Here is a 19,845-nt window from a genome sequence, read left to right on the forward strand (position 1 = left end):
CTGACACTCCCCGCCCGCCGCGCTTCGCGCTTTGGGCGAGGGTTCTGAGATCACCCCCAGAACCTTCCTGCTTCCACACGCCTTCACTAGATAGCAGCTAGGCCGCTGCCCTCCGCTCCGGTCGCTCCACAGGCTAACCCCGCCAGCCCGGCGGTTTGTATATTCCTGGCCGCGTTGATGTCGCGGTCAATGGGATAGCCGCAGCTTTCGCAGTGCCAGTGACGTTGCGACAGCGGCAGTTTCTCAACCTTGTAGCCACAGCCATGACACCGCTTGCTGCTGGGGAACCACTGGCTCACTTTCACCAGTTGGCGCCCCGCCCAGGCGGCCTTGTATTCCAGTTGCCGGACGAACTCACCCCACCCGGCATCGCTAATGGATTTAGAAAGCCGTCTATTCTTGATCATACCAATGATATTAAGTGACTCGACGCACAGGACTTGGTTTTCGTTAATGAGTGCGCGGGTCGCTTTGTGGGTAGCGTCACGGCGACAGTCGGCGATCTTGGCATGTAGCCGTGCCACTTTCCAACGGTGTTTGTTGCGGTTGTTTGAACCTGTCTGTTTTTTCGCCAACCGGCGCTGCAAGCAGGCCAGCTTCGCCTCGTAGCGTTTCAGGTGACGCGGATTGCCCGATTTTGCGCCGTCACTGGTAATGAACAAATCGCTCAAGCCGAGGTCAATGCCGACCGTTTTGCGCGTGACCGGAAGCGCTTTTGGCACGAAATCACACAGACAACTGATGAAGTAGCGTCCAGCACGATCGCGTGAAATCGTGATGGTAGAGGGTGCAGAGGGTAGTGACCGGCTCCATCGGATGGGTAACCGCGTCTTCGCTTTTGCGATAGTGATCTCACCATCCCGATAGCGGAACGCGGCCTTGGTCAGCCGGATCGACTGCCGGCAATCCTTGCGCTTGAAACGTGGGTAGCGCGCCTTGAGCTTTGGGTTGAAGAAGTTGTCGAAGGCGGCTTTCTGGTCGCGGAGCGTTTGCTGCAGGATCACGCTGGAAACATCCCGCAACCACGGAAACTCCGCCTTTAAGCCCACCAGTCGCTTTTCCGCCGATGAGTGCGAGACCGATTCACCGCGCTGCTGATACGCCTCGGTGCGATAGGCTAGGGTATTATTCCAGACAAAACGGGCACACCCGAACGACTGCGCCAGCAGCTCAGCCTGTTCGGAGGTGGGGTAGAACCGTTCTTTGTAGGCACGCTTTGTCATGCTGTATAAATATCAGGGTAATGAGGCGAAGTCAATCTGGCACCGCTACGCGGTGCGCGCTTGTATCACCGCCCGACTGGGAGATGCTTTACGCGCTGTTTGGTAATATCAGAAGCAGGAAAAGGGGCGCTGTTCAGCTCTGCCTGATCACTCGCTTGGGTGCTGGCAGACAGCCCCATACCAAGAGCGACCGCAAAGGAAGTGCGTAGCAGTATCCTACGGCAAATAGTCAACAGTACCTGCAAAGCGTTCACCCCCTCTCCTGCCTCATACTACTTAGCCTTGCTGGCAACATACCTTGAATTTTCGCCCACTGCCACAAGGGCAAGGCTCATTCCGGCGTGGTTTTAAACGCATGACACTAGGAGTACCGTCGATATACCACCAGCGCCCCTCTTCCCGTACAAAACGCGAGACTTCCTCTAGCACATGCCAGCCACCCGACTCACGAAAAGTGGCGCGAAAATGTACGGAGCCTTGGTCATTTTGCACGGTTGGCGCGGCCACAATATCGAGCGCAACCCACTGAGTATCAGGATCGGGTGGTAGCTGCTGAGGGCGGGTCGAGGAATGCCAGGTGGCAAGTAGGTAGTCACGCTGATTCAACGCGAAAGCAGTGTATCGTGATCGCATCAGCGCTTCGGGAGTTGGTGGCAGCGTGACCCCTTGATAATAGGGCTGGCAGCAGGTTGCCAGCGGAGTATTGCTACCGCAGGGGCAACTTTTAGGCAATGAGTGAGTCATAGGAGTGGCTCTGGCTTGTGCAAGGAGCAAACGATGTAGATGTTTTGTTTCGGTATTAGCCCTGAGTTAGGTATAGTAACAGAGCAAGATCCCTAGACAGACGGAGTACGACAACACGATCGATCATTCTTTCCAAACGCAGTGGAGGTTCTCCTATGAAGGTTTACAAACCGGAATGGCAGTGCACGTTTAGCGTAAACGAAGGCGCGGAAGAATCAGCAAACTGGAAAGAGCGAATCGCGTGGCGGCTTAGAGAATTTGCCGACCGGCTTGAAGGCGGCGGCCGCACGATAAAAATCGACTGCAGCGTCTCGCCACAGGTGAGCCGTGACGAGATAGATACCTGCTTGGGCAAAGGGTTTGAGGTCACACAACGACTGCTAACCCAGCTTGCCCAGCAGCAGGCGTGCGAAGATGTGATGCGCCATGCGAAAGCCGAGCTTTACGAAGAGCAGCATCAGCACTAACAGCCAGACCGTAAGCGTCTCAAGAAAACACCCGCCCGATGACACCGGCGGGTGTTTTTTATTGGGCGCAAGCAGCCGACCATTAGCCCGCGAAAGGCGCTTCCATGGCGCGGCCCAAACGCTGCATGAAGGCACTGCACTCGTCTAGCTGCGCCGTGTCAATGTACTCGTCGGGCTGGTGCGCCTGGGTAATGCTGCCCGGCCCTAAAATGATGGTTTGTAGCCCCTGCCCCTGGAACTGTCCGGCCTCCGTCGCATAGGCCACCGCGTGCTGGCAGCAGCCGCTGGGCAGGTGATCCTGCGCTAACCGCAGCACCTGCTGATTGTCTCGGTCGGCCAGCCCCGGTACCGTCACGTTCAGCGGTTCAGTAATAATTTCCACGGTTTTGCCCTGAGCACTTAACGCCTCACTGAGCATTGCGCAGTAGTCGCTAAAGCGCCCGTACACCTCTTCAAAGGTTTCTGTGGGTAGGTGGCGAATTTCCCACTCGAACTGGCACTCCCGAGCCATGATATTAATGGCCGTGCCGCCTTTGATTTTACCCACATGCAAGCTGGTATGCGGCACGTTAAAAGCCTCATCCACGCGCCCCTCTTCCACCAGCGCGGCCATAGTGTCCTCGATGAACGTCACTAGCCTTGCGGCCACGTGGATCGCGGACGTGCCCTGATTCACCTGGCTGCTGTGCGCTTCACGGCCAATCACTGTGGTACGCAGGTTGGTCGCACCTTTTTGCGCCACCACCGGCTGCATGCTGGTGGGCTCGCCGACAATCACGTGGGCCGTGGTGGAGTAGTGCTCATAAAAGCGCTTAATCAGGCTGGGGGCGCCCACGCAGCCGATCTCTTCGTCATAAGAGAAGCCGAAGTAGATCGGCTGCTTCAGCGGTGCCTTCGCCCAGGTGGGCACCATGGCGAGCGCGCAGGCAATAAAGCCCTTCATATCGCAAGTGCCGCGGCCATACAAACGGCCATCACCGCCATCGCGCAGGGTAAACGGGTCGCTGCTCCATGGCTGCCCTACGACGGGCACCACATCCGTATGCCCGGAAAGCATCACCCCGCCGGGCGCATCAGGGCCGATGCGCGCAATCAGGTTGGCTTTGGTACCGCAGGGGCTCATCACACGCTCAGCGGTCACGCCGTAATCGGCTAAATAGCGCTCAACAAACTCAATCAGCGCCAGGTTCGACTCGCTAGAGGTGGTATCAAACGCCACCAGTTGGGTCAGCAGCGCAGTTACGTTCGTCATGTTTATCTCGTTGGTTAGGCTTTTTAGCCACCCTAGCACCCCGCATTCCCTTTGCCTACTGGGCGCTACCAGCGTCTCGCCGAATGTTGTCCGTCACGACAAGTTCACCGTGCATTCATGAAATCGTCATCTACACTTTCTACTATTCAGTGCACCCAAAAACCTTAATAAACGTACTGCGCACGACCTACAAGGAGCCGTTATGTCTCGTTTCACGTTGCACGCGCTTGCCCTCGGTGTGGCGACCGCCACGTTAAGTGTTTCTGCCAATGCCGCTACCGAAGTGACCTGGTGGCACGCCATGGGCGGTCAACTCGGTGAAATTCTGGAAGGCATGACCGAGGAGTTCAATGCTTCTCAAGATGAGTACCGCGTGACGCCCAGCTACCGCGGCAACTACACCGAAACCATGACCGGCGCCATTGCAGCGTTCCGCGCAGGCGAGCAGCCGCACATCCTGCAGGTGTTTGAAGTCGGCACCGGCACCATGATGAACGCCGAAGGGGCGATTTATCCGGTGTATGAGCTGATGGAAGCTCATGGCCGTGCGTTTGATCGCGAAGCCTTCCTGCCCGCCGTGGTGGGCTACTACACCGATACCAACGGCAATATGCTGTCGTTCCCGTTTAACTCCTCCACGCCCATCATGTACTACAACCGTGATGCGTTTGAGGAAGCTGGCCTAGACCCAGAACAGCCGCCGCAAACCTGGGAAGAGCTCGCAGAGTACGCCACTCAAATTACCGAATCGGGTGCGGCCAACTGCGGCTTTACCACCTCTTGGCCGAGCTGGGTGATGCTGGAGAACTTCTCCGCTATGCACAACTCGCCGTTGGGTACGCTGGAAAACGGCTTTGGCGGCATGGAAACCGAGCTGAACTTCAACAACGAGCTGGTCGCCCGCCACTGGGACAACCTGAAAACCTGGCAAGACGCTGGCGCGTTCAAATGGGGCGGCCCGGGTTCTGGCCCGGATGCCGAACCCATGTTCTACTCCCAGGAGTGCGCGATCTTCTTTGGCTCCTCTGCTTCCCGTGCCGACGTCGCTGCCAATGCCGACTTCGAAGTGGGCTTTGGCATGCAGCCCTACTACGACGACGTAGAAGGTGCGCCGCAAAACTCCATCATTGGCGGGGCTACCTTGTGGGCTTTGCAAGGCCACACCGATGAGGAGTACGCCGCCGTAGCAGCGTTTTTCGAGTATCTCTCCCAGCCGGAAGTTCAGGCCGAGTGGCACCAGCAGACCGGCTACCTGCCGATCACGCAAGCCGCTTGGGATCTGAGCCAAGAGCAGGGTTACTACGATGAGAACCCCGGTGCGGATATTTCGCTCAAGCAGATGACGCTGAACGAGCCCACCGAGAACTCCAAAGGCCTGCGCTTTGGCAACTTCGTCCAGATCCGCGACATCATCTCTGAAGAGATGGAAGCTGTGATGACCGGCAACAAGTCGGGCCAAGAAGCGGCCGATGCGGCAGTAGAGCGCGGCAACCAACTACTGCGCGACTTTGAATCCGCGAATCAGTAAGTAAGCACCTGCTTCGCCGCCTGCCCTTGGCAGGCGGCGAGCCTGTTTTTAAGTGCCCCACTTATTGGTGCCGTTTATAGACGCAGGATACGTTGCCTATGCAAACCAAACGCATGACCTTCCCAGGGCGTTTTTTGCCCTACGCCCTGCTGGCTCCTCAGGTCATTGTCACGCTGATTTTCTTTATCTGGCCGGCCGGACAAGCGCTCTATCAGTCGCTACTTCGTGAAGATGCTTTTGGGCTACGCACGACCTTCGTGGGGCTGGAGAATTTTTCCCGCCTGTTTCGTGACGGCAACTATCTCAACTCGCTCTCGGTGACGGCCATTTTTGCCATTGGCACCACGCTGCTGTCCATGGCGGCGGCGCTGCTGCTGGCCTGCACGGTGAATCGCATGATTCGCTCGCGCAGCACCTACACCACACTACTGGTATGGCCCTATGCCATTGCCCCCGCCATTGCCGGGGTACTGTGGTGGTTCATCTTCAATCCCTCCATCGGCATCGTGCCTTATATGCTGGATATGGTGGGCTATCAGTGGAACCACCGAACCTCAGGGGCGGACGCCATGCTGCTGGTGATTTTTGCCGCCGCCTGGAAACAGATCTCCTATAACTTTCTGTTCTTCCTGGCCGGGCTGCAGTCGATCCCCCAATCGCTTATCGAAGCCGCCGCCATTGATGGTGCCAGCCCCATGAAGCGCTTCTGGACCATTGTGTTTCCCCTACTGTCTCCCACCACCTTCTTCCTGATGGTAGTGAACGTGGTGTACGCGATGTTCGATACCTTCGGGATTATTCACGCCACTACCCAGGGCGGCCCCGCCCAGGCCACCAACACACTAGTGTACAAGGTGTACGCCGATGGCTTTGTCGGCCTGAACCTGGGGTCATCTGCCGCGCAGTCGGTGATTTTGATGGTGATTGTGGTCGCACTCACGGTGGTGCAGTTCCGCTTTATTGAGCGCCGGGTGAACTACTAGCCGCAGGCTGACTGTTGGAGTCTTGTCATGGTTGAAAATCGTCCCTGGGCGAACTTTTTTGCCCACTTAACGCTGATGGTAGGCGTCGCGGTGGTGGTGTTTCCCGTCTACGTGGCGCTGGTAGCCTCTACCCAAGCGCCGGGCGACCTGCTGCGCGGCACGCTGCCGATGCTGCCTGGTGCCCACGGCATCGAAAACTTTACTCGCATGTGGCAATCCGGCGTGTCTAACGCGGGCGCACCGCCGGCCGGCACTATGCTATGGAACAGCTTCATCATGGCCATGGCGATTACCGTGGGTAAGCTGTCGATCTCGCTGCTTTCCGCGTTTGCGATTGTCTACTTCCGCTTCCGCTTTCGGATGTTCTTCTTCTGGCTGATTTTCATCACGCTGATGCTACCCGTCGAAGTCCGCATTATTCCGACATTTCAGGTCGTTGCAGATCTCAATATGCTAAACAGCTTCGCGGGGCTTTCGATACCGCTGATTGCTTCCGCCACCGCGACGTTTCTGTTTCGGCAGTTTTTCATGACCATCCCCGAGGAGATGTTGGAAGCCGCGCGGGTCGATGGCGCAGGCCCACTGAAATTCTTCAAAGACATTTTGATGCCGCTCTCGATCACCAATATCGCCGCACTGTTCGTGATCATGTTTATTTACGGCTGGAACCAGTATCTGTGGCCGCTGCTGATCACCACCGACCCGGACTACTACACCATTGTGATGGGCATTCAGCGCATGACCTCTGAAGAGAACCCTCAGTGGCATCTCATTATGGCCGCCGTGGTGATGGCGGCTCTGCCGCCGGTATTAGTGATTTTGTTCATGCAACGCCTGTTTGTGAAAGGCCTGACCGAGACGGAGAAATAACCATGGCCAGCATTACCTTGGAAGGGCTGAAAAAAACCTACGCGGGCAACGTGGCGGCGGTCAAAGGGGTCGATTTACACATTCAGGACGGCGAGTTTGTGGTGTTGGTCGGGCCTTCCGGCTGCGGTAAATCCACCCTGCTGCGCATGGTGGCAGGCCTAGAGACCATCACCGAGGGCACCCTAAAAATCGGCGAGCGTGTAGTGAACCAGCTAGAGCCCGCCGAGCGGGATATCGCCATGGTGTTCCAAAACTACGCCCTCTACCCGCATATGACGGTGTATAACAACTTGGCGTATGGCCTGAAGAATCGCGGCTTCAAGAAAGACGACATCGACCAGCGGGTGCGCACGGCGGCCAAGATGCTGGAGATTGAGGACTTTTTGGAGCGCAAACCACGCAAGCTCTCCGGCGGCCAGCGCCAGCGGGTGGCGATGGGCCGTGCGTTAGTGCGCGAGCCCGCCGCGTTTCTGTTTGATGAGCCGCTCTCTAACCTAGATGCTAAGCTGCGCGTGCAGATGCGCGTTGAGATCAAGCAGCTTCAGCGGCGGTTAAAAACCACCAGCCTCTATGTGACCCACGACCAGCTCGAGGCGATGACGCTGGGGGATAGGCTCGTGGTGCTCAATGCTGGTCAGATCGAGCAGGTGGGCACCCCGATGGAGATCTACGCCCGTCCGGCCACTATGTTTGTGGCGGAATTTATTGGCTCCCCGGCTATGAACATGCTGCCGCTGGATTACCTTGCGCAGCAGGATACCCAGGGCGTGCTGAGCCAGTTGCCGAAAGAGACTGATACCGTCGGCATCCGCCCAGACGATATGCAGCTCGCCCCGCCAGCCGCGCCCTATATAACGTTGAACGCTACCTTGATGCTGTTTGAAGCCGCCGGGGCAGAGAGCCATCTCTACCTAAACTTGGCAGGCAGCGACCAACCTACGGTGGTGCGTACCGCAGGCCAGCCGCCGGTCAGCGAAGGTGAAACGCTGCAGGTGTACGTGACCAGCGATGCGCTTCACCCGTTCAACAGCACCACCGGCAAGCGCACCGCCCATTAGTACGCAGCGCCTTAGGCGGGTAACAACGTTACTCGCCTAAGGCGCAGTCGGTACCGCTATGCCCCAATCCTATTCGCATGGCCGATACCGGCATGGTTACCTGGGTATTCAAAAAAGAGACGAGCACAAGCACCGCAACGACGTCTCTTGGTATATTGCCAAACGGCCTGGCACCCGCCAGAAGCGAGATGCCAGGCGACAGAAAGTCGAAAAAATCAAAGCCAGTATCCGTGCCAAGATGGAGCACCCCTTTCGGTACATCAAACACGTTTTTGGTTATGGCAAGGCTCGCTATCGTGGACTGGCCAAAAACACTCAGCGCCTCACTTACTGCATGATGGCTGTCTGTCATCGCTTGTTCACTTGCCTGTCTTGGCAGTGTCATTGTGCCCGCGCAACATAATGAGAAACGTGATAAAGGGACGAATCGCTCATGCGGCTCTGTATCGTTAGCGAAACATGGTCTCCAGAAATTAACGGCGTTGCGCATACTCTCAACCGGATATGTCGTGAGCTGCAGCGGCTGGGCGTCACAATGGATGTGATTCGCCCTAAGCCTAAGGCACCCGGCAGTGCCGCCTATGCCACCCAAGAACTACAGGTTAACCACCTGGCGCTGCCCGGCTATCGTGATGTTCAGGTGGGATTTGCTCGCCCGTCCACGTTGCAGCGGTTTTGGCAACAGCACCGGCCAGATGTGATTTATTTAGCCACCCAAGGCCCGCTCGGCTGGGCAGCTCGCCAGGCAGCGCAACAGTTGAGCATTCCGCTGGTGGCAGGTTGGCACACCAACTTCGATCATTACTGCCATGATTACGGCGCCTCTTGGCTCTCTGCCGCGACTCGCCGCTATTTGCGCTACTTTCACAATGGCTGCGCACTGACACTAGTGCCCACTCATCAGCAAGCCACAGCTTTACGCCAACAGGGTATCCATGAAGTACAGGTGCTCGCTCGGGGGATTGATGGGGAAAAATTCTCTCCAGCTCACCGTAGTGCAGAGCTGCGTAAGCAGTGGGGAGTTAGCGAGCACCAGCCGGTCGCCCTCTATGTCGGGCGACTCGCACCAGAGAAGAATCTGGCCCTGCTACAAGAAACGCTGCAAGCCATGCGCAATGTGCGCCCCGATATGGCACAGGTGATCGTTGGTGATGGCCCAGGGCGTGCACAGTTAGAGAAGGCACTCCCTGACGCACATTTCACCGGATTTGTGGATAAACATGAGCTAGCTTGCCACTACGCCAGTGCTGATATGTTTGTATTTCCTTCGCTGTCGGAAACGTGGGGCAACGTAGTAACGGAGGCAATGGCAAGCGGCTTGGCGGTAGTTGCTTATCGTCATGCAGCCAGCGCGGAGCTGATCCAAAACGGCCATAACGGGGTGACCGTAGCGCCTAACGACGCCCACGGTTTTCAAGAAGCGGCCGTGGCACTGTGCCAACACCCCGCCGATTACGCACGAATAGGAAGAGTTGCCCGTTTACGCGCGCTAGAACAAAGCTGGTCGGGCATTGCTGAGCAGTTTCTGCGCTACCTACACCATGCCCAGGAGGCCCACCATGCGAGCTCGCCCGCTTGTCGTATTCGATCGTCTTGACCTGTGGGAGTGGCGGTTTTGCCAACGGGTCACGCATCTCTCGCTCTACCGCCCCTGGCGGCTAACGCTGAAAACAGCCAGTAAGTTAGGCGACTGGCCGGTGTGGGTACTGCTGATTGCTGCCCAGCCCTGGCTTCAACCTGATGGCACGTGGCGGATGATGCAGTACTCGCTGATCGCCCTGGTAGCTGTCACGGTTTATAAGCTGGTCAAAACCAAGCTGTGCCGAGAGCGCCCCTTTATCACTTACCTGGGAGGCGTACACTGCGGTGAACCCGCTCGAGATCGCTACAGTTTCCCCAGTGGCCACACCATGCACGCCGTCATGTTCAGCGTATTAGTGGCCGCCCACACCCCCTGGCTGCTGCCGATTGTTCTTCCACTCAGCCTACTCATTGCAATTTCTCGAGTGGGGCTGGGGCTGCATTATGTCAGCGATGTACTGGTTGGTGGCGTGATGGGCTATGGCTTTGCACTGCTGAGCCTTTATTGGATGGGGTAAGAGTCTCTACATGCCAACATGCAAAAGCCACCCAAAAAAGGGTGGCTTTTTATTTATTATTCAATCAGTTACATATCAGGCGGCATGTCGTCGCGATCCTCTGTAGCCGTCATAAATGATGTTTTAAACATCATGTACAGGCCCCCCCCCGAAAACCCTAGAAACAGCACGAACATGCAGAACATCAATACCATCACCATAGCGCTTGTCCCTGTCAGTGTGCGGCCGATGCGTTGACGTCTTATAACCGCTGATTTTGGTTTACCCGAAAGGATAGACCAAAATACTTTGCATATCTGTACAGGAACTATGCAACACCCCTAAGGCGAGAAAAAACGTTATATAAATCAATGTATTAATGATTGAAAAATAAACGCAAAAAAACCACCTCACAGTTGCGAGATGGCTGTTTTGCATCGCTGCCACTCCTTGGCTTCGATGATCAGCACGGCCTTATGCTGATAAGAGTGAGCAGGCTAAGAGTCCATTCACGTCCATGATGCTTACTGGGCCTCCTGCCCTCCTCTACTGCCTATTAGCCTGCTCACGCTTTGATGGGTTGGAACTTGGTTGCTAACAGTGAAATTGGTTAAATCATCAATGGTGACACTATAAGTATTAACACTTATAACACTGCAGGCATTGGGCCAATCATACCAATAAATAAAAAATATCTTTAATATCAATAAATTAAACAAAAAAATAAAAGCCCAGCCTAACCGAAATTGACAGAAAACTCAGGGATGACATGGATAGTATTGACACATGCGACAAATGCGCACGGTTCACATCTATGCTAAGGAGAGATAAGCAGCGTTGGTAAAACGTTCCACCTCATGGCTACTTACCGGTGGCAACCCGCACCAACAGCGCTTATGTTACTCATCACAACATGACGCCCCAGCGGGGCATTATTTAGTAGAGAGGAAAGACCCAATGAAACGCACCATTGCGCTTGGCATACTCTTACTGGCCACACTACTCACCATTAGCGGCTGTAACACAGTTCGCGGTATGGGCCAGGATATTGAGCAGGGTGGTGAAGCCATTCAGCGTTCGGCGGATTAACCATGATGATGACCGTCTACCTTTCACATGGCTTGGAGAGTGGCCCAGGGGCACTGAAAATGCAGGCGCTCAAGGGTATTGCTGAACAGCTTGATGACTGTGAGCCGGTCGTCATGGATTACCGGGGCATGGACGAGCCAGCCGAGCGATTGAAACACCTTACCGCTACTCTGCTGGCTCGTGGTGATGACCCCGCCCGCTGTGTATTAGCAGGCTCAAGCTTAGGCGGCTGGCTCAGCGCTGCCGCCAGTACGCAAACACCGGTGTTGGGCTGTTTTTTACTCGCCCCCGCGCTTGGCCTGCCTGAGTACCCAGAGACCTCACCGATGATTCAAGCCCAGCATACGCATATCATTCATGGCTGGCGTGATGATGTGGTACCCCCAGGCCCAGTGATTGAGCGTGCCCGCCTACAGCGCTTGTCACTGCGAATGATTGATGACGATCATCGCCTGCATAGCAGCCTGGACACTATCCTGGACGACTTTACACGCTTCTTAGCCCAGTGTGCGGACGCCCGCCCACCGGTTTAGCCTCAGCAACGCAATGGAAAACGAAAAACGCGTACAGCAGTCGACATAAGCACCCAAAACCTATACAAAAAATATACGTTAAAAAGGAGAGTGCACATGCTTGGACTATTTAAGCGCGACCCAAAAAAGAAGCTTCAACAAGCGTACGAACGCAAGCTGCAAGCGGCGATGGAAGCTTCCCGCAACGGCGATATGCGCGCCAACGCCACACTGACAGAAGAGATTCTTGCCGACATCAACCGCCTTAAGGCTCAAGAGGGCTAACGCGGTGCGCATCAGTTTGGGTTTGGCTGCGCTGCTCACAGGCACCTTAACCACGCACGCCTACGGAAGCTGCCGCCATGGTGTGGGGCATCAGCTAGAAGGGCTGGGGATTCAACACACTTTCAGCCTGCTGCCCTGGGAACAGGCTGAGTGCGACCTCCCCGAGCCAACACTGGCTGATGCCGTGTTTGTACTCCCTGCCCCCATTTCCGCCGAGCCGATGCCCTAGGCGTCATCCGCCAACGCAGGCAGCAGCGTTTTTAGTTTACGGGTAAGCGTATTACGCCCCCAGCCCAGCAGCTCAGCGGCCTCGCCTTTGCGACCACCGGTATGCTTGAGTGCAGTTTCAATCATAATGCGCTCGAAATCGGGTACCGCCTCTTCCAGCAGGTGCGTATGGCCTTCTGCCAAAGCATGATCAGCCCAATCGCGAAATGCTGAACGCCAATCACCGTGGACGCTACTTTCCGACGCACCGACCGTGCGTAGCTCTGGCGGCAGGTCTTCTACCAGGATTTCCCGGCCAGAGGCCATGACCGTTAACCAACGGCAGATATTTTCCAGCTGACGTACGTTGCCGGGCCACGGCAGCCGGGTTAAGTGCGCCTCTGCCTCAGGGGTCAGCACTTTGATATCGGTGGAAAGCTCTTTCGCCGCTTCGGCCAAAAAATGCCGGGTTAGCCGGGGAATATCTTCGCGGCGCTCGGCAAGGCGCGGTAGATGAACGCGAATCACGTTCAGACGGTGGAACAAGTCTTCACGAAAGCGCCCATCATCTACCAACGACTCTAGGTTCTGGTGGGTTGCCGCGATAATCCGCACATCAACTTTTACCGGGGTATGCCCGCCCACGCGGTAAAACTCGCCGTCGGCCAGCACGCGCAGCAGACGGGTTTGCGTCTCGGCGGGCATATCGCCGATTTCATCCAGAAACAGCGTGCCACCGTTGGCCTGCTCGAAGCGCCCTTGGCGCTGGGCAGCCGCCCCAGTAAACGCGCCTTTCTCATGGCCAAAAAGCTCGGACTCTATTAAGTCACGAGGAATTGCCGCCATATTCAAAGCAATAAACGGCTTGCCCGCCCTCGGGCTGTGCTGATGCAGCGCCTGGGCGACACGCTCTTTACCGGTGCCCGACTCACCGTTAATCAGTACCGTAATGTGCGAATGGGAGAGCCGCCCAATGGCGCGAAAGACTTCCTGCATGGCGGGCGCTTCACCGATGATCTCGGCGCTTAGGCCTTCCGGCACGCTCACCGGCCGCTGGCGTTCACGGGCGTGGGCTACCGCACGGCGTACCAGCGCCAGCGCCTCATCCACATCAAACGGCTTGGGCAAGTACTCAAACGCCCCCCCCTGGTAAGAGGCCACGGCGCTGTCTAAATCGGAGTGAGCGGTCATGACAATGACCGGCAGGTCCGGGTGGGCTTCGCGAACCCGTGACATTAAATCCAGCCCATCAATCCCCGGCATGCGAATATCGGTCACCAACACATCCGGTGGGCTTTCCAGCAGCCGTGCCAGCGCCGTGTCGGCACGCTCAATACACTCAACCTCTAGGTCTGGCTGCGCCAGTGCGCGCTCCAGCACCCAACGGATAGCGCGGTCATCATCGACAATAACCACCCGTGCAACATCGGTACGTGTCGCCTCAGTCATGACGCTTCTCCGGTGCAATTAATAACTAATGGAATCAGTAAACGAAATTCGGTATGTCCAGGTCGTGAGTCGCATTCGATCAATCCCTGATGTTGATACAAAATTGACTGAGCAATGGATAGCCCCAAACCGCTGCCTTCCGCGCGGCCAGACACCATCGGGTAAAAGAGGGTTTCGCGTAGGCTTTCAGGAATGCCAGGGCCGTTATCAATCACGCCGACTTCGCTCACTAGCCGGTGCCGCTCGGCGCCTAAAGTGAACTGGCGCCGGGCGCGGGTGCGCAGAATCAGCCCCGGTGAGGGGGTCTCTGCATCGCTCATGGCCTGCACCGCGTTACGCGCCACGTTCAATACCGCCTGAATCATTTGCGACTCATCACCGGAAAGATCCGGCAGGCTGGGGTCGTAATCGCGGTTGACGGTGACATGGGGATGCTCGGCAATCAGCAGCGCTCGCACTCGCTCCAGCACTTTATGGATATTGACCGGCTCATGTTTAATGATGCGGTTCGGGCCCAGCATGGAATCAACCAAATCTCGTAAGCGGTCTACTTCTTCGACGATGATATGGGTAAATTCCCGCAGCGCCGGGTCGTCTAAATCACGCTCCAGCAGTTGCGCCGCACCGCGAATGCCGCCTAATGGGTTTTTCACCTCGTGGGCCAAGCCCCGCGCCAGCACCTTAATGGTCTCTTGGCGGGTGGTGAGCGCCTCTTCGCGGGAGATCTGCATCAAGCGGTCTCTCGGCTCGACTTCCAGCAGTAGCTCATCGGCTGAGAGGGGCGTTACCGTATAGTCCACCGTGAGCGGCTCACTATTGAGCGGCGTGATACGCGCTTCCCGCTGGGTATAGGGGTGAAAGGCATCCCGCGCTTTGGCCAATACCTCATCAATACTTTCCCCACCGCCTAGCAAGGTGTCTAGACTAATACCCTGCACACGGCTAAAGCTCACCGCTAGCAGCGCTTCCGCCGCTGGGTTCATCCAGCGGACACGGAGTTCACCGTCGAGCAGTAGCACTGCGGTGGTGAGATGTTCTAATAAGCGCTGATACATGGCGTGTCCTGAAACGTCGCTCTAATAATAGTGTGATGAACACTAGCGTGATGGGATCGTTGAGAGAGGAACTGCAAAAAGCGCGCCAATTAAGCACAAACGGCGGCATGCACGGCTGATGGGCAGCCGGTGTGGGCACAGCGAGCCGTTATAGCGCACTGCCGAACAAATTCAGATACTCCTATGCACCATTGTAGTGCATTGCACTATTCAGCAATAAAAATAGTCACCGGATCGGTGCGGTGTTGAATACGCCCTTGGCTATCCAACAGTTCGGCCTGCAGCTGGTGTTGGCCCGCTGGCAAGCCCGCCAGCCAGAACGCATCGCTATGCAGGGCAGATTGGCTTAGTTCGCCATTCACGAGCAGTTGAATTTGGTGGTCGTCGCGTAGCGGCGGCGAAACCGCCACTTCAACCGGCGTCATATTATTTCGCAACGAGGCCCCCGCCGCTGGGTTAGCAATCGCAAAGCGGTCATAGGGCATAAACGGTTGGCCAGGATTCCCCTTGGCGCGGGGAGACAGAGAAGCAGGCCGAGCAGCGGTAGGCACGCTCTGCAGCGGGGCCAGCGTGATCGCTTTACCACCACGCTCTGGGTTGTCAGTAAACGTCACGTTGCCCTGCGCATCCACCACACGATACACCGTTTGAGCCTGCGCAGCGCTTACCCACAAGCCCAGCAGTAGCGCAGCCCCTGTGGACAAACCACTTTTTTGACGCAAACGCCATCTACTGATCATTACTTTCTCACCCTTATGTTGCTCCAACAAAGAACCCCGCCGAGGCGGGGTTTTTCAGGCTAATCACACCGCAAGGGTGATGTTAGCACTCTTGTTAAAACGGTGTTTAGCAACCGTTCTTAGCAAGAGTAGTACATGTCGAACTCGATCGGGTGAGTGGTCATGCGAATGCGCTCCACTTCTTCCATCTTCAGCTCGATGTAGGCATCGATCATTTCCTCAGTAAATACGCCGCCTTCGGTCAGGAAAGCACGGTCAGCATCGAGTGCTTCCAGTGCTTGGTCCAGGCTGTTGGCAACGGTCGGTACGGACTTGCCTTCTTCCGGCGGCAGGTCGTACAGGTTCTTGTCCATGGCATCGCCAGGGTGGATCTTGTTCTTGATACCGTCGATACCCGCCATCAGCATCGCTGCAAACGCCAGGTAGGGGTTAGCAGTCGGATCAGGGAAGCGAGTCTCTACACGCTTGCCTTTCGGGCTAGCGGTGTAAGGAATACGGATAGAAGCTGAACGGTTACGGGCACTGTAGGCCAGCATGACCGGTGCTTCGAAGCCCGGTACCAGACGCTTGTACGAGTTGGTAGACGCGTTGGTAAAGGCGTTCAGAGCACGGGCGTGCTTGATGATACCGCCGATGTAGTACAGCGCCATTTCAGACAGGCCAGCGTACTCATCGCCAGCGAACTGGTTCTGACCATCTTTCCAGAACGACTGGTGTACGTGCATACCAGAACCGTTGTCGCCTACCAGCGGTTTCGGCATGAAGGTAGCGGTTTTGCCGTAAGCGTGCGCCACGTTGTGGATCACGTACTTCATTTCCTGAACTTCGTCAGCTTTCTTCACCAGCGTGTTGAATTTAACGCCGATTTCGTTCTGACCCGCGTTGGCAACTTCGTGGTGGTGAACTTCCACGGTCTGGCCAATCGCTTCCAGGGTGTTACACATCGCGCCACGGATATCGTGGAAACTATCGACCGGAGGAACCGGGAAGTAGCCGCCTTTCACGCGCGGACGGTGACCCAGGTTGCCGCCTTCTACTTTATTGTCAGTTGCCCAAGCGCCTTCATCAGACGTGATTTTGTACATAGAGCCCTGGATATCGGACTTCCAGTGCACTTCGTCAAAGATGAAGAATTCCGGCTCTGGGCCGAAGAAGGCGGTGTCGCCCAGACCGGTAGACTGCAGGTAAGCTTCTGCACGCTTAGCGATAGAGCGCGGGTCGCGATCATAGCCCTGCATGGTAGCAGGCTCGATGATGTCGCAACGCAGGATCAGGGTAGCGTCTTCGGTGAAGGGGTCCAGGAAGCCGGTGCCGTCTTCCGGACGCAGGATCATGTCGGATTCATTAATGCCTTTCCAGCCTTCAATAGAAGAGCCGTCAAACATTTGGCCGTTTTCAAAAAACTCTTCATTCACGTCGCGTGCCGGTACGGTGACGTGCTGCTCTTTACCGCGCGTGTCGGTGAAACGCAGGTCTACCCACTTAACATCATGTTCTTCGATTAGCGCGAGAGTCTTGGCTGACATAGTGTCCTCCGGTATGAGCGTGGCTTAAAGCTTGTAACTGTAAGCTATCGATAAAAGTGTTATTCAACAAACCGTTCAACACGCAGCTGCATGTGGCGCGTTTGTCTTTTTTGTTCGCTTAACGTTTGCCTGACGATGGACAACAAAACGCCCAGCGATCATTTCAGACCGGCTATCGTTGTAGCATGCCGAGAGGCTTCTGCATACGATCTAATAGCTGGTGACAAAACCATCTACAATGTATAAGCACAGAGCATGCCAACTCTGCACCATTATGGCATCAAAAATTTATAATGCTTTGTTTTTAAAATACAAAAACCTATGGAGAGATGCCTCTTCATGTAGCAAAGGCCTTTTGGTTGCGCACAAAAGCGCCTTTATTTTTTATTGGCGCACCATAAAAGCTCATAAAAAGGTATCAGTGCACCAGGTTGGTTCAAAAAACCCAGCGCCTAGCGAGCTACCGTCAGAAAACTTTATCTTGATACGTAAATAAACCAACATCTACAATAAATCACTTTCAGACATGCTTCATAACAAATGAAGCCGCTTACATGGGTACGGTTTGCTTTATCGTTGACGCAACAGTGACAGGAGCCTTGCTACCGCGACACCTACGTTCCATCCGAGAGCCGGGCCTTGCAGAGCATGTGGTGCCAATAATTGTGACATGCAATCAGATAGATGAGCGGCTATCGCCCATTGAGCAGCGCTACCATGTGCACTGCTTAATCACGCCCTCGCAAACGCTAAGCGCACGGATCAACCGGGCAGCCTATGTGAGCCAAGCGGAATGGGTGATGATTGCGCTGGATAAACAGCCCCTGGCAGCACAGCTGTGGTACCTACTCTACCCACAGCTACACACCCTAGCGCTAGACGCGCTCTTGATTAGATTGGCCGAGTTCTGCCAACGCACACTACACTTAACGAGCCTTCTTATTTTTATTCACCCATAGTAAGGACGCTCACCATGCACAAGCACATTGAATGGGACGAGCCTGGCAGCGCCAGCATAGCAGCCCTCTTCAAGGACGACCCCGAACACACGCCCCCCCCCTACCCAGGTGCCGTGCTTTCCGCCCGTTACCAAGGCCGCATTGTGCGGGTCAAAGTAGAAGCCTACCGCGAAGAAGATGCCGTGAGCATTGGCAGCGTGGCCGCCATTCTCGACCAACGCGGCCACCGCTTTCAGTCACACCAAAATCTCAACGTGGGCGATATGGTGCGACTCCCCGACGACAAACGCGCCATCGAACGCTGGGAAGAGGATGAGGATGAGGATGAGGATGAGGAGAAGGAGTAGTTGCGGAATTTCTGATGCGCGGCCACGCACCCAACGGTCCGCGACACAATGAAGAGAAAAGCCCATTCACTCTTGGATATTTCAATTTCTGAGCTGCCTGGGCGGCAGCGAACTCCAGGTCTTTGATGCCGAAGCTCAGGCCCATTTTCTGAGCTGCCTGGGCGGCAGCGAACCCACAACCAAGCGCCTGTTAGCGGGTGAGCTGTTTCTGAGCTGCCTGGGCGGCAGCGAACATGGGCGATGCAGCTACGCAGCTTACTGCCATTTTCTGAGCTGCCTGGGCGGCAGCTAACCAGCACAGCGAGTTGGCGTAGATGCCAAGGTTTTTCTGAGCTGCCTGGGCGGCAGCTAACTTCCAGAGGAGCTTATTACATGACCTCAAGATTTTCTGAGCTGCCTGGGCGGCAGCTAACAAGAATGGAAGACGGAAAAGTAACTCTGTGTTTTTCTGAGCTGCCTGGGCGGCAGCTAACCAAAATAGCTAAGCAGGCAAGAGCGTGGCCCATTTCTGAGCTGCCTGGGCGGCAGCTAACATTGGGCTGTAGCGGCTCAATAATTTTCATGCTTTCTGAGCTGCCTGGGCGGCAGCTAACATTATGTCGAACAGCGACACGCGAGCGATGATTTTCTGAGCTGCCTGGGCGGCAGCTAACAAACGTTGGACGCCCTGCTCTACCGCGTGTACTTTCTGAGCTGCCTGGGCGGCAGCTAACATCGCGGGCAGTTCTGGGCGCTCGATGCGGGTTTTCTGAGCTGCCTGGGCGGCAGCTAACACATACTCAGCGACAGCGCCGCCGATGCCGGTTTTCTGAGCTGCCTGGGCGGCAGCTAACAGTGAGCACCGAACAAGCTGGCCTTTTTGGATTTTCTGAGCTGCCTGGGCGGCAGCTAACTCGGTTGCTTGGTTTCGCGGGTGTCCGGCGGTTTTCTGAGCTGCCTGGGCGGCAGCTAACAGTTCAATAGCCTGGTTCTCTACCAGATAGCTTTTCTGAGCTGCCTGGGCGGCAGCTAACTGTTCGGCTACGCCTTCCACGAATTGCTGCATTTTCTGAGCTGCCTGGGCGGCAGCTAACGGCTTCGGCTGGCTTGCCAAGGAGCTGTACGATTTCTGAGCTGCCTGGGCGGCAGCTAACGGCGGATGCCAGAACGGCGGTGATGCTGACCATTTCTGAGCTGCCTGGGCGGCAGCTAACTTGTGCAACCAGTGGGTGCGGCTTTTCCCCAATTTCTGAGCTGCCTGGGCGGCAGCTAACTCCTATCCGGGGATTCTGTCGGCGCTCGACCATTTCTGAGCTGCCTGGGCGGCAGCTAACGAAATTGGGAGTTTGCCGCCGCTTGGTACACTTTTCTGAGCTGCCTGGGCGGCAGCTAACTCAAGCGGGACTCCGTGCATATCGCCGGAAATTTTCTGAGCTGCCTGGGCGGCAGCTAACGCAAACCGTCCACGCGGCGGTCAAACGGGTTCTTTCTGAG

Annotated in this window: 20 protein-coding genes, 1 pseudogene and 1 CRISPR repeat array; of the genes and pseudogenes, 14 read left to right on the plus strand and 7 right to left on the minus strand. The window is 56.0% G+C overall.

What is annotated here, in order from left to right; translation table 11 throughout:
• Positions 1-86 precede the first annotated feature (86 nt).
• Together AC13CY_RS08225 and AC13CY_RS08230 are read right to left on the minus strand one after the other, a co-directional pair.
• Positions 87-1,223 (minus strand): RNA-guided endonuclease InsQ/TnpB family protein, encoded by a 1,137-nt coding sequence (locus AC13CY_RS08225; RefSeq protein WP_213262896.1) that lies wholly within the window; start codon positions 1,221-1,223, stop codon positions 87-89.
• Positions 1,224-1,499: 276 nt separating this feature from the next.
• A complete protein-coding gene (locus AC13CY_RS08230) occupies positions 1,500-1,967 on the minus strand; it encodes a YchJ family protein (RefSeq protein WP_058578622.1) in 468 nt (155 codons plus the stop codon).
• A gap of 155 nt (positions 1,968-2,122) precedes the next feature.
• Here AC13CY_RS08230 and AC13CY_RS08235 point away from each other — a divergent pair, with 155 nt between their 5' ends.
• Positions 2,123-2,434, plus strand: coding sequence for a hypothetical protein (locus AC13CY_RS08235; RefSeq protein WP_044628790.1), 312 nt, complete (start codon positions 2,123-2,125; stop codon positions 2,432-2,434).
• A gap of 82 nt (positions 2,435-2,516) precedes the next feature.
• On the opposite strand, the gene argE is transcribed toward AC13CY_RS08235, so the two are convergent.
• Positions 2,517-3,686 carry an acetylornithine deacetylase gene (argE, locus tag AC13CY_RS08240; RefSeq protein ID WP_483052449.1) on the minus strand — a complete coding sequence of 390 codons (1,170 nt, stop codon included), beginning with the start codon at positions 3,684-3,686 and terminating at the stop codon, positions 2,517-2,519.
• A 202-nt stretch (positions 3,687-3,888) separates the two neighbouring features.
• Here argE and ugpB point away from each other — a divergent pair, with 202 nt between their 5' ends.
• The 11 genes and pseudogenes from ugpB to AC13CY_RS08295 all read left to right on the plus strand — a co-directional run bounded on the left by ugpB (position 3,889) and on the right by AC13CY_RS08295 (position 12,318).
• Positions 3,889-5,214 carry a sn-glycerol-3-phosphate ABC transporter substrate-binding protein UgpB gene (gene ugpB / locus AC13CY_RS08245; RefSeq protein WP_289094802.1) on the plus strand — a complete coding sequence of 442 codons (1,326 nt, stop codon included), beginning with the start codon at positions 3,889-3,891 and terminating at the stop codon, positions 5,212-5,214.
• 98 nt (positions 5,215-5,312) lie between these two features.
• Positions 5,313-6,197 (plus strand): sn-glycerol-3-phosphate ABC transporter permease UgpA, encoded by an 885-nt coding sequence (gene ugpA / locus AC13CY_RS08250; RefSeq protein ID WP_044628793.1) that lies wholly within the window; start codon positions 5,313-5,315, stop codon positions 6,195-6,197.
• Between the two features lie 27 nt (positions 6,198-6,224).
• On the plus strand, positions 6,225-7,067 hold the full coding sequence (ugpE, locus tag AC13CY_RS08255; RefSeq protein WP_044628794.1) for a sn-glycerol-3-phosphate ABC transporter permease UgpE: 843 nt from the start codon (positions 6,225-6,227) through the stop codon (positions 7,065-7,067).
• Between the two features lie 2 nt (positions 7,068-7,069).
• Positions 7,070-8,125 carry a sn-glycerol-3-phosphate import ATP-binding protein UgpC gene (locus AC13CY_RS08260; RefSeq protein ID WP_062361860.1) on the plus strand — a complete coding sequence of 352 codons (1,056 nt, stop codon included), beginning with the start codon at positions 7,070-7,072 and terminating at the stop codon, positions 8,123-8,125.
• A gap of 94 nt (positions 8,126-8,219) precedes the next feature.
• Positions 8,220-8,450, plus strand: a pseudogene (locus AC13CY_RS08265) (transposase); the annotation flags it as partial.
• A gap of 108 nt (positions 8,451-8,558) precedes the next feature.
• Positions 8,559-9,722, plus strand: a complete 1,164-nt coding sequence (locus AC13CY_RS08270; protein WP_054641591.1) for a glycosyltransferase family 4 protein — start codon at positions 8,559-8,561, stop codon at positions 9,720-9,722.
• The gene (locus AC13CY_RS08275; protein WP_058578628.1) at positions 9,685-10,224 is read left to right on the plus strand and encodes a phosphatase PAP2 family protein; all 540 of its coding nucleotides are present in this window, start codon (positions 9,685-9,687) and stop codon (positions 10,222-10,224) included. The genes AC13CY_RS08270 and AC13CY_RS08275 overlap by 38 nt, the downstream gene beginning before the upstream one ends.
• A gap of 936 nt (positions 10,225-11,160) precedes the next feature.
• Positions 11,161-11,292 carry an entericidin A/B family lipoprotein gene (locus AC13CY_RS08280; RefSeq protein WP_044628799.1) on the plus strand — a complete coding sequence of 44 codons (132 nt, stop codon included), beginning with the start codon at positions 11,161-11,163 and terminating at the stop codon, positions 11,290-11,292.
• Between the two features lie 5 nt (positions 11,293-11,297).
• Positions 11,298-11,825 (plus strand): alpha/beta fold hydrolase, encoded by a 528-nt coding sequence (locus AC13CY_RS08285; protein WP_172515724.1) that lies wholly within the window; start codon positions 11,298-11,300, stop codon positions 11,823-11,825.
• Between the two features lie 96 nt (positions 11,826-11,921).
• Positions 11,922-12,089, plus strand: a complete 168-nt coding sequence (locus tag AC13CY_RS08290; protein WP_128082440.1) for a DUF6435 family protein — start codon at positions 11,922-11,924, stop codon at positions 12,087-12,089.
• Between the two features lie 4 nt (positions 12,090-12,093).
• Positions 12,094-12,318, plus strand: a complete 225-nt coding sequence (locus tag AC13CY_RS08295) for a hypothetical protein (protein WP_062361864.1) — start codon at positions 12,094-12,096, stop codon at positions 12,316-12,318.
• Here AC13CY_RS08295 and ntrC read toward each other — a convergent pair.
• From ntrC to glnA, 4 genes are all read right to left on the minus strand, one after another.
• Entirely contained in the window at positions 12,315-13,745 is a 1,431-nt protein-coding gene (ntrC, locus tag AC13CY_RS08300) for a nitrogen regulation protein NR(I) (RefSeq protein WP_054641592.1), read from the minus strand. The two genes, AC13CY_RS08295 and ntrC, sit on opposite strands and share 4 nt — an antisense overlap.
• Complete coding sequence (glnL, locus tag AC13CY_RS08305) at positions 13,742-14,800, minus strand: nitrogen regulation protein NR(II) (protein ID WP_062361867.1); 1,059 nt, start codon at positions 14,798-14,800, stop codon at positions 13,742-13,744. Before glnL ends, ntrC begins: the two co-directional genes overlap by 4 nt.
• 206 nt (positions 14,801-15,006) lie before the next feature.
• Positions 15,007-15,540 (minus strand): DUF4124 domain-containing protein, encoded by a 534-nt coding sequence (locus AC13CY_RS08310; protein WP_062361871.1) that lies wholly within the window; start codon positions 15,538-15,540, stop codon positions 15,007-15,009.
• Positions 15,541-15,659: 119 nt separating this feature from the next.
• The gene (glnA, locus tag AC13CY_RS08315; protein ID WP_074211174.1) at positions 15,660-17,066 is read right to left on the minus strand and encodes a glutamate--ammonia ligase; all 1,407 of its coding nucleotides are present in this window, start codon (positions 17,064-17,066) and stop codon (positions 15,660-15,662) included.
• Between the two features lie 665 nt (positions 17,067-17,731).
• On the opposite strand from glnA, the gene AC13CY_RS08320 reads away from it, so the two are divergent.
• Positions 17,732-18,025 (plus strand): hypothetical protein, encoded by a 294-nt coding sequence (locus AC13CY_RS08320; protein WP_152621775.1) that lies wholly within the window; start codon positions 17,732-17,734, stop codon positions 18,023-18,025.
• Positions 18,026-18,039: 14 nt separating this feature from the next.
• On the plus strand, positions 18,040-18,372 hold the full coding sequence (locus tag AC13CY_RS08325) for a hypothetical protein (RefSeq protein WP_172515229.1): 333 nt from the start codon (positions 18,040-18,042) through the stop codon (positions 18,370-18,372).
• Between the two features lie 84 nt (positions 18,373-18,456).
• Positions 18,457-19,805: direct repeats of the CRISPR family, unit length 29 nt; unit sequence TTTTCTGAGCTGCCTGGGCGGCAGCTAAC.
• Positions 19,806-19,845: the final 40 nt, after the last annotated feature.

The organism is Vreelandella sp. L-15 (assembly GCF_056857635.1).

What these genes read in the sequence shown, in the direction of transcription:
- AC13CY_RS08225 (WP_213262896.1), bottom strand. Translation starts at nt 1,223, where the DNA reads ATGACAAAGCGTGCCTACAAAGAACGGTTCTACCCCACCTCCGAACAG.
- AC13CY_RS08230 (WP_058578622.1), bottom strand. Translation starts at nt 1,967, where the DNA reads ATGACTCACTCATTGCCTAAAAGTTGCCCCTGCGGTAGCAATACTCCG.
- AC13CY_RS08235 (WP_044628790.1), top strand. Translation starts at nt 2,123, where the DNA reads ATGAAGGTTTACAAACCGGAATGGCAGTGCACGTTTAGCGTAAACGAA.
- argE (WP_483052449.1), bottom strand. Translation starts at nt 3,686, where the DNA reads ATGACGAACGTAACTGCGCTGCTGACCCAACTGGTGGCGTTTGATACC.
- ugpB (WP_289094802.1), top strand. Translation starts at nt 3,889, where the DNA reads ATGTCTCGTTTCACGTTGCACGCGCTTGCCCTCGGTGTGGCGACCGCC.
- ugpA (WP_044628793.1), top strand. Translation starts at nt 5,313, where the DNA reads ATGCAAACCAAACGCATGACCTTCCCAGGGCGTTTTTTGCCCTACGCC.
- ugpE (WP_044628794.1), top strand. Translation starts at nt 6,225, where the DNA reads ATGGTTGAAAATCGTCCCTGGGCGAACTTTTTTGCCCACTTAACGCTG.
- AC13CY_RS08260 (WP_062361860.1), top strand. Translation starts at nt 7,070, where the DNA reads ATGGCCAGCATTACCTTGGAAGGGCTGAAAAAAACCTACGCGGGCAAC.
- AC13CY_RS08270 (WP_054641591.1), top strand. Translation starts at nt 8,559, where the DNA reads ATGCGGCTCTGTATCGTTAGCGAAACATGGTCTCCAGAAATTAACGGC.
- AC13CY_RS08275 (WP_058578628.1), top strand. Translation starts at nt 9,685, where the DNA reads ATGCGAGCTCGCCCGCTTGTCGTATTCGATCGTCTTGACCTGTGGGAG.
- AC13CY_RS08280 (WP_044628799.1), top strand. Translation starts at nt 11,161, where the DNA reads ATGAAACGCACCATTGCGCTTGGCATACTCTTACTGGCCACACTACTC.
- AC13CY_RS08285 (WP_172515724.1), top strand. Translation starts at nt 11,298, where the DNA reads ATGATGACCGTCTACCTTTCACATGGCTTGGAGAGTGGCCCAGGGGCA.
- AC13CY_RS08290 (WP_128082440.1), top strand. Translation starts at nt 11,922, where the DNA reads ATGCTTGGACTATTTAAGCGCGACCCAAAAAAGAAGCTTCAACAAGCG.
- ntrC (WP_054641592.1), bottom strand. Translation starts at nt 13,745, where the DNA reads ATGACTGAGGCGACACGTACCGATGTTGCACGGGTGGTTATTGTCGAT.
- glnL (WP_062361867.1), bottom strand. Translation starts at nt 14,800, where the DNA reads ATGTATCAGCGCTTATTAGAACATCTCACCACCGCAGTGCTACTGCTC.
- AC13CY_RS08310 (WP_062361871.1), bottom strand. Translation starts at nt 15,540, where the DNA reads ATGATCAGTAGATGGCGTTTGCGTCAAAAAAGTGGTTTGTCCACAGGG.
- glnA (WP_074211174.1), bottom strand. Translation starts at nt 17,066, where the DNA reads ATGTCAGCCAAGACTCTCGCGCTAATCGAAGAACATGATGTTAAGTGG.
- AC13CY_RS08325 (WP_172515229.1), top strand. Translation starts at nt 18,040, where the DNA reads ATGCACAAGCACATTGAATGGGACGAGCCTGGCAGCGCCAGCATAGCA.